This window comes from Sphingopyxis sp. P1IMeth2 (assembly GCF_900185685.1).
Classification (GTDB): domain Bacteria; phylum Pseudomonadota; class Alphaproteobacteria; order Sphingomonadales; family Sphingomonadaceae; genus Sphingopyxis; species Sphingopyxis terrae_A.
In genome coordinates this window covers 41075-48478 of record NZ_FYAT01000002.1, presented here as the reverse complement: position 1 = coordinate 48478, position 7404 = coordinate 41075, and the positions used below count along the sequence as shown (strand labels likewise).

At 66.8% G+C, this 7404-nt stretch carries 8 protein-coding genes; 6 read left to right on the top strand and 2 right to left on the bottom strand.

What is annotated here, in order from left to right:
- The first annotated feature begins 209 nt into the window (after positions 1–209).
- Genes P1IM2_RS05350 through fghA form a run of 6 tightly spaced genes read left to right on the top strand, consistent with a single transcriptional unit; the run spans position 210 to position 4400 of the window.
- Complete coding sequence (locus P1IM2_RS05350) at positions 210–1322, top strand: S-(hydroxymethyl)glutathione dehydrogenase/class III alcohol dehydrogenase (protein ID WP_186401713.1); 1113 nt, start codon at positions 210–212, stop codon at positions 1320–1322.
- 18 nt (positions 1323–1340) lie between these two features.
- Positions 1341–1727 (top strand): VOC family protein, encoded by a 387-nt coding sequence (locus P1IM2_RS05345; protein WP_003052594.1) that lies wholly within the window; start codon positions 1341–1343, stop codon positions 1725–1727.
- 1 nt (position 1728) lies between these two features.
- Positions 1729–2601 carry a formyltetrahydrofolate deformylase gene (gene purU / locus P1IM2_RS05340; RefSeq protein WP_186401712.1) on the top strand — a complete coding sequence of 291 codons (873 nt, stop codon included), beginning with the start codon at positions 1729–1731 and terminating at the stop codon, positions 2599–2601.
- 55 nt (positions 2602–2656) lie between these two features.
- Positions 2657–3037 carry a VOC family protein gene (locus tag P1IM2_RS05335; protein ID WP_003052600.1) on the top strand — a complete coding sequence of 127 codons (381 nt, stop codon included), beginning with the start codon at positions 2657–2659 and terminating at the stop codon, positions 3035–3037.
- Between the two features lie 14 nt (positions 3038–3051).
- Positions 3052–3555 (top strand): prolyl-tRNA synthetase associated domain-containing protein, encoded by a 504-nt coding sequence (locus P1IM2_RS05330; RefSeq protein ID WP_062900860.1) that lies wholly within the window; start codon positions 3052–3054, stop codon positions 3553–3555.
- A complete protein-coding gene (fghA, locus tag P1IM2_RS05325; RefSeq protein WP_186401711.1) occupies positions 3552–4400 on the top strand; it encodes an S-formylglutathione hydrolase in 849 nt (282 codons plus the stop codon). The genes P1IM2_RS05330 and fghA overlap by 4 nt, the downstream gene beginning before the upstream one ends.
- Positions 4401–4431: 31 nt before the next feature.
- Here the strand turns inward: fghA and P1IM2_RS05320 are convergent, their stop codons facing one another.
- Both P1IM2_RS05320 and P1IM2_RS05315 read right to left on the bottom strand, forming a co-directional pair.
- Positions 4432–5409, bottom strand: a complete 978-nt coding sequence (locus tag P1IM2_RS05320; protein WP_186401710.1) for a quinone oxidoreductase family protein — start codon at positions 5407–5409, stop codon at positions 4432–4434.
- A 64-nt stretch (positions 5410–5473) separates the two neighbouring features.
- Positions 5474–7303 (bottom strand): DEAD/DEAH box helicase, encoded by a 1830-nt coding sequence (locus tag P1IM2_RS05315; RefSeq protein ID WP_186401709.1) that lies wholly within the window; start codon positions 7301–7303, stop codon positions 5474–5476.
- Positions 7304–7404 lie beyond the last annotated feature (101 nt).

Here is a 7404-nt window from a genome sequence, read left to right as displayed (position 1 = left end):
CGCCTCGTCGACGCAGGAAAACCCCCAAAGCTCATCATCGTCGCCATCATCCGAAAACTCGTCGTCGCGCTCAACGCCATCATCCGAGATGAGCAGCCTTGGAAAGCTTGAAGACGGTTGCTCCCCACGGCTTCGCAGCAGGGAGGATCTGCAGTATCTTGCATTGCCGGGCGCTTTGCCTGATTGGAGCGGCGAGAAGGAGACCTGCCATGAAGACCCGCGCCGCCGTCGCATTCGAAGCGAAGAAGCCGCTCGAAATCGTCGAACTCGATTTGGAAGGCCCGAAGGCGGGCGAGGTGCTGGTCGAGATCATGGCGACGGGCATCTGCCACACCGATGCCTATACGCTCGACGGCTTCGACAGCGAGGGCATCTTCCCGAGCGTACTGGGACATGAGGGTGCGGGCGTGGTGCGTGAGGTCGGCGCGGGCGTGACGAGCGTGAAGCCCGGCGACCATGTCATCCCGCTCTACACCCCCGAATGCCGTCAGTGCAAAAGCTGCCTTTCGGGCAAGACCAACCTCTGCACCGCGATCCGCGCCACGCAGGGCAAGGGGCTGATGCCCGACGGCACGACGCGGTTCTCGTACAAGGGCCAGCCGATCTTCCATTATATGGGCTGCTCGACCTTCTCGAACTTCACCGTGCTGCCCGAGATCGCGGTTGCGAAGATCCGCGAGGACGCGCCGTTCCAGTCGAGCTGCTACATCGGCTGCGGCGTGACCACCGGCGTCGGCGCGGTGATCAACACCGCGAAGGTGCAGGTCGGCGACAATGTCGTCGTCTTCGGGCTCGGCGGCATCGGCCTCAACGTCATCCAGGGCGCGCGGCTGGCCGGTGCGAACAAGATCATCGGTGTCGACATCAACCTCGATCGCGAAGAATGGGGCCGCAAGTTCGGCATGACCGATTTCCTCAATTCGAAGGGCATGAGCCGCGAGGATGTCGTCGCGGCGATCGTCGCGATGACCGACGGCGGCGCCGATTACACCTTCGATGCCACCGGCAATACCGAGGTGATGCGCATCGCCTTGGAAGCCTGCCACCGCGGCTGGGGTACCTCGATCATCATCGGCGTCGCCGAGGCGGGCAAGGAGATTTCCACGCGGCCGTTCCAGCTCGTCACCGGCCGCAACTGGCGCGGCACGGCCTTCGGCGGCGCCAAGGGCCGCACCGACGTGCCCAAGATCGTCGACATGTATATGCAGGGCAAGATCGAGATCGACCCGATGATCACCCACGTCATGGGGCTGGAAGAGATCAACAAGGGCTTCGACCTGATGCATGCGGGGGAGAGCATCCGCAGCGTTGTCGTGTATTGACGCGGAAGGACGCGCAGCATGTTCAGCCATGTCACGCTCGGCGCCAACGATATTGCGGCGACCAAGCGCTTTTACGATGCGGCGCTTGGTGCGCTCGGCATCCCCGTCGGCCGCGTCGATGAGCGTGGCCGGTTGATCTACGCGCATGACGGCGGACGGCTCGTCATCACCAAGCCGGTGAATGGCGAAGCGGCGGCGTGCGGAAACGGCCATACGCTCGGCCTGCTCGCGGCCTCGCCCGAGGCGGTCGATGCGTGGCACGCCGCGGGCCTTGCCAATGGCGGGACGAGCGCCGAGGACCCGCCGGGCATTCGCAACGCGACCGAAGGCCGGGTGCTGTATCTGGCCTATCTGCGCGATCCGGCGGGCAACAAGCTGTGCGCATTCCACAAGATTTCGGGCTGACATGACGACCGAACGTCCGGCCGCTTTCGTCCTGACCTTCAGCTGCGTCGATGCGGTGGGCATCGTCGCGGCGGTGACGGGGCTGCTTGCCGAAACCGACGGCTTCATCCTCGACAGCCAGCAATATGCCGACCTCGATTCGGGGCGCTTCTTCATGCGCGTCGAATTTCGCGGCGCAGGTCCGCGCTTTCCGCAGACGCTGGACGCGGTGCGCGCGGCCTTCGCGCCGATCGTCGAGCGGTTCGCTATGGAAGCGCGGATCAGCGACGCGGGGGCCAAGCCGCGCTTCGTGATTGCCGTGTCGCAGGGCAGCCATTGCCTCAACGACCTGTTGCACCGCTGGTCGACGGGCAATCTGGCGATCGACATCGTCGGCGTGGTGTCGAACCACGACCATTTGCGCCGCCTGACCGAATGGCACGGGGTGCCGTTCCACTACCTGCCCGTCAGCGCCGCGAACCGCGCCGAACAGGAAGCCGCGATGCTGGACGTCATGGCACGCGGCGGCGCCGATTATCTGGTGCTCGCACGCTATATGCAGGTGCTTTCGGCCGATCTGTCGGCGAAGCTCGTGGGGCGCTGCATCAACATCCATCACAGTTTCCTGCCCGGCTTCAAGGGCGCCAAGCCCTATCATCGCGCGCACGAACGCGGGGTGAAGCTGATCGGCGCGACGGCGCATTTCGTGACGAGCGACCTCGACGAAGGCCCGATCATCGAGCAGGCGGTCGAGCGTGTCGACCACCGTGACGGGATCGACGACCTGATCCGTATCGGCCGCGATGTCGAGGCGCAGGTGCTCGCGCGCGCGGTGCGCTGGGTCGCCGAACAGCGGGTGCTGATCGACGGACGCAAGACGGTGGTCTTCCGTTAGTCACGCGAACAGGATAAGTCCGGATTCGCAACCAAATCAGGAGGAGCCAAGGGCGATGTACAGTCACAATATGGTCGGATCGAACGACCTCGACGCATCGAAGAAATTCTACGACGCGACCTTTCAGGCGATCGGCGGCAAGCCGGGCATCGTCGATGACAAGGGGCGCCTTATCTACATGCACAATGGCGGACTGTTCCTGGTGACGGCACCGATCGACGGCCAGCCAGCGACTGCGGGCAATGGCTGCACCATCGGTTTCGCGATGGAAGGGCCCGAGCAGGCGAAGGCGTGGCATGACGCCGGCGTCGCCGCGGGCGGCACTTCGATCGAAGACCCGCCGGGCGTGCGCGAAGGCGGCTTCGGCAGCCTGTACCTCGCCTATCTGCGCGATCCGTCGGGCAACAAGCTGTGCGCGCTGCACCGCGTCGTCTGACTTTCTGAGGGCTTATGCGCGGTGAGGCGGGATTGCTGGCGGATCTGGATGCGCTCGCCATCCCCTTCACCGCGCACGAGCATGTCGCGGTGTTCACTGTCGCCGAAAGCGACACGGTGAATGCCGCGATTCCCGGCGCGCACACCAAAAATCTGTTTCTGAAGGACACGGGCGGGGCCTTCTGGCTCGTCACCGTGCCGGGCGAAGCGCGCGTCGACCTGAAAGCGCTGCCCGCCGCGATCGGATGCAAGCGCGTGAGCTTCGGCAAGGCCGACGACATGCAGCGGCTGCTCGGCATCGCCCCGGGATCGGTGACGCCGCTTGCCGCGATCAACGCCGCACCGGGAACCATCACGGTTGTGCTCGATGCCGGGCTTGCGGCTGCGGAGCGCGTCAACGTCCATCCCCTGCGCAACACCGGAACCATCGGCCTTGCGGGCGCAACGATCCTCGACCTCTTGCGTCATTGGGGGCATGAGCCGTTGATCGCTTCCATACCCGTGCAGGACAATCCATGACCCTCGAAACGTTATCGACCAACCGCAGCCATGGCGGCACGCAGGGCGTCTATCGCCATGCCAGCGACACCACCGGCACCGACATGACCTTTGCGGTGTTCGTTCCCGATCATGCGCCGGGCGCGAAGCTGCCGGTGCTGTGGTATCTGTCGGGGCTGACCTGCACCCATGCCAATGTGATGGAAAAGGGCGAATATCGCGCCGCCTGCGCGCAGCATGGCATCATCTTCATCGCTCCCGACACGAGTCCGCGCGGTGAGGGCGTGCCCGACGATCCGGAGGGCGCATGGGATTTCGGACTCGGCGCCGGCTTCTATGTGGATGCGACCGAGGCGCCATGGGCAAAGAATTACCGCATGCGCTCCTATATCGAGGATGAGCTCCCGTCGGTGGTGCTGCGCAATTTCCCGATGGCCGACATGACGCGGCAGGGGATCAGCGGTCATTCGATGGGTGGCCATGGCGCGCTGACGGTGGCGCTGCGCACGCCCGACCGCTTCCGCTCGGTCTCGGCCTTTTCGCCGATCGTCGCGCCGCTGCAATGCCCGTGGGGCGAAAAGGCGCTGTCGAACTATCTCGGTGCCGACCGCGAGCCGTGGAGTCACTATGACGCCTGCGCGCTGATCGAAGGCGGCGCGCGCGTTGCCGACTTGCTCGTCGATCAGGGAGAGGCGGACAGCTTCCTGGAAGATCAGCTCAAGACGCATCTGCTGGTCGAGGCGTGCGAGAAGGCGGGGCAGAAAGCCGAAATCCGCATGCAGCCGGGCTATGACCACAGCTATTATTTCATCTCGACCTTCATGGCCGAGCATATCGGCTGGCACGCCGAACGGTTGAAGGTTTAGTCGCTCCCCTCCCGCCCGCAAGCGGCAAAGATCAGGGCATCAACAGCGTCGACCCCGTGGTCCGGCCCGCTTCCAGATCTTCGTGTGCGCGAGCCGCGTCGCGGAGCGGGTAGCGCTGACCGATGGTGACCGCGACCGCGCCGCTTTCGAGCATCTCGAACACGCGCGCGGCGCCGGCGGCGCGTTCGCCGGGATCGAGATAATAGTCGAACAAGGTCGGGCGCGTGACGAACTGCGATCCGTGCTGCGCCAGGATGCCGAGATTGACGCCGGTCACCGGCCCGCCGGCATTGCCGTAGCTGACGATCAGCCCGCGCCGCGCGGTGGCCTTGAGCGAGGTCGCCCAGGTCGCCATGCCGATGCCGTCGAAAGTGACGGGAACGCCTTGGCCGTCGGTGATTTCGCGGACGTGCGCGGCGACATCTTCGTCCCGGTAGCGGATAACATGGTCGGCGCCGGCGTGGCGCGCGGCCTGTTCCTTGGCTGCGGTGCTGACGGTGCCGATCACGGTGGCGCCGACGGCTTTCAGCCATTGGACGAGGATCAGACCGACACCGCCGGCGGCGGCGTGGACGAGCACCGGCCAGCCTGCCTCGACCCTGGCGCAGCGTTCGACGAGCGCCTCGACCGTGCAGGCCTTGAGCAGCGCGGCGGCGGCGGTCTCGTCGTCGACCGCCGCGGGCAGCTTGAACAGCGCGGCTGCGGGGACGAGCCGCGCGGTCGCATAGGCCGTGCGGCGGGGGCCGAAGGTCGCGACGCGGTCGCCGGGCTTCAGCCCGTGGACGTCGGCACCGATCGCCACGATCTCGCCCGCCGCCTCGAGCCCCAGACCGCCAGGAAGGTCGACCGGGTAGGTGCCGTCGCGATGATAGGCGTCGATATAATTGAGCCCGACCGCGGTCTGGCGGACCAGCACCTCGCCCGGGCCGGGCGCGCCGAGCGTGACGCTGCGCCACTGGATGACGTCGGGACCGCCCTGCTTCTCGATAAAGGCTTCAACCGCTTCCATGCGTCCTCTCCTGCTGCTCGCCCGATTTGGGGCGGCGGCGGAGAGGGCGCAAGGGCTCTACGCCTTAATATTTCCCGGTCTTGCGCGGGTTGCGCTGGCCGTAGGGTTTGGGCTTGTAACGGTCGGTGCCGCCGCCGGGGGCGCCGGGGCCGCGCGGTTTGCGCGGACCGTCGCCGCGGGGGCCGTCGTGGCGCGGGCCAGCGTCGCGGCGCCCACCCTTATGGGGGCGCGTGTCGCGGCGCGGCGGATAGGTGCTGCCTTCGGGCGCCGGGGTGATGGCGACGCCGCTATCGTCTTCGCCATCCTTGTTCGCGGTGCGCGAAACGGCTTCGGCGAAGCGATCGGCGATCGCGAGCGGGATGTTGAACAGCGTTTCGCTGGGGCCGATGCGGATCGCGCCGATTTCGTGCTTGGTCACATGGCCGCGGCGACAGAGCAGCGGCAGGATCCAGCGCGGATCGGCGTTCTGGCGGCGGCCGATGTTGAGCCGGAACCAGACGCTGTCGTCGAACTGTTCGCGGTCCGCCCCACGATCGGCGCGCTCGAGACGCTCACCGCGCTCGGGGCGCTCGCCGCGCGGGCGCGGGCCGTTATCGATCAGATCCTCGGGCGGCGGCATCGTCGCACGGTGCGCGCGGACGAGCGCGGCGGCGATGTCTTCGGCGCTGCGCTCGGCGAGCAGGCGCTGGCCGAGTTCGATGTCATCAGCCTCATGTTCGACCGGCGCGAGCAGCGCCTCGATCAGCCGTTCCTTGTCGCGCGCGCGCACGTCGGTCGCCGTCGGCGCGTTCATCCACTGCGCGTCGATCTTCGCACCGCGCAGCATACCGTCGACGCGGCGGCGGCGCGGATAGGGGACGATGAGCACGGCGGTGCCCTTTTTCCCCGCGCGACCGGTGCGGCCCGAGCGGTGCTGAAGCGTTTCGGCATCGCGCGGGATTTCAACGTGAATGACGAGGCTGAGGCTCGGCAGGTCGATACCGCGCGCGGCGACGTCGGTCGCGACGCAGACGCGTGCGCGGCGGTCGCGCAGCGCCTGCAGCGCGTGGTTGCGTTCGGACTGGCTGTGCTCGCCCGACAGCGCCACCGCCGCGAAGCCGCGTTCGAGGAGGCTGGCGTGGAGGCGGCGGACATTGTCGCGCGTGGCGCAGAACAGCATTGCCGTGTCGGCCTCGTGCAACCGCAGCAAATTGACGACCGCGCCCTCGATATCGGCGGGGGCGACGGTGACGACCTGATAGGCGATGTCGCCGTGGCCGCGATCTTCGCCGACGGTCGAGATGCGCAGCGCGTCGCGTTGATAATGTTTGGCAAGCTGGGCGATCGGCTTGGGGATCGTCGCCGAAAAGAGCAAAGTGCGGCGCGTTTCGGGGGTCGCGTCGAGGATTTCCTCAAGGTCTTCGCGAAAGCCCATGTCGAGCATTTCGTCGGCCTCGTCAAGCACGGCGACGCGCAGCGATTCGAGGTCGAGCGCGCCGCGTTCGAGATGGTCGCGCAGGCGGCCGGGGGTACCGACGACGATGTGCACGCCCTGGCTGAGCATCCGGCGCTCGCGGCTTGCATCCATGCCGCCGACACAGGTCGCGATGCGCGCGCCGGCCTTCGCGTAGAGCCAGCTCAGTTCGCGGCTGACCTGCAGCGCGAGTTCGCGTGTCGGGGCGATGATCAGCGCCAGCGGCGCGGCCGCGAACGGCAGGCGCCCATCCTCCAGCAATTCGCCCGCCATGGCGAGGCCGAAGGCGACGGTCTTGCCCGATCCGGTCTGCGCCGAGACGAGCAGGTCGCGGCCGACAGCTTCGGCTTCGACGACGTGGGTCTGGACGGGGGTTAGTCCTTCATAGCCGCGCGCGGCAAGGGCGTCCGCAAGGACGGGCGAGAGATTTTCAAAAGGCATTTTATTCTTCTTATCCTGTGCAGCAAAGGCGCCGCTGTTTGGTCCTCGCTGCCCAGTCTGCGTCCCGGGGTCTGTCGCCCGCGATCGAAACACTGGTCATG

Bases quoted from the DNA above. Each gene is read 5' to 3' on its own strand.
- P1IM2_RS05330 (WP_062900860.1), top strand. From the start codon at position 3,052: ATGCGCGGTGAGGCGGGATTGCTGGCGGATCTGGATGCGCTCGCCATC.
- P1IM2_RS05335 (WP_003052600.1), top strand. From the start codon at position 2,657: ATGTACAGTCACAATATGGTCGGATCGAACGACCTCGACGCATCGAAG.
- purU (WP_186401712.1), top strand. From the start codon at position 1,729: ATGACGACCGAACGTCCGGCCGCTTTCGTCCTGACCTTCAGCTGCGTC.
- P1IM2_RS05320 (WP_186401710.1), bottom strand. From the start codon at position 5,409: ATGGAAGCGGTTGAAGCCTTTATCGAGAAGCAGGGCGGTCCCGACGTC.
- fghA (WP_186401711.1), top strand. From the start codon at position 3,552: ATGACCCTCGAAACGTTATCGACCAACCGCAGCCATGGCGGCACGCAG.
- P1IM2_RS05350 (WP_186401713.1), top strand. From the start codon at position 210: ATGAAGACCCGCGCCGCCGTCGCATTCGAAGCGAAGAAGCCGCTCGAA.
- P1IM2_RS05315 (WP_186401709.1), bottom strand. From the start codon at position 7,303: ATGCCTTTTGAAAATCTCTCGCCCGTCCTTGCGGACGCCCTTGCCGCG.
- P1IM2_RS05345 (WP_003052594.1), top strand. From the start codon at position 1,341: ATGTTCAGCCATGTCACGCTCGGCGCCAACGATATTGCGGCGACCAAG.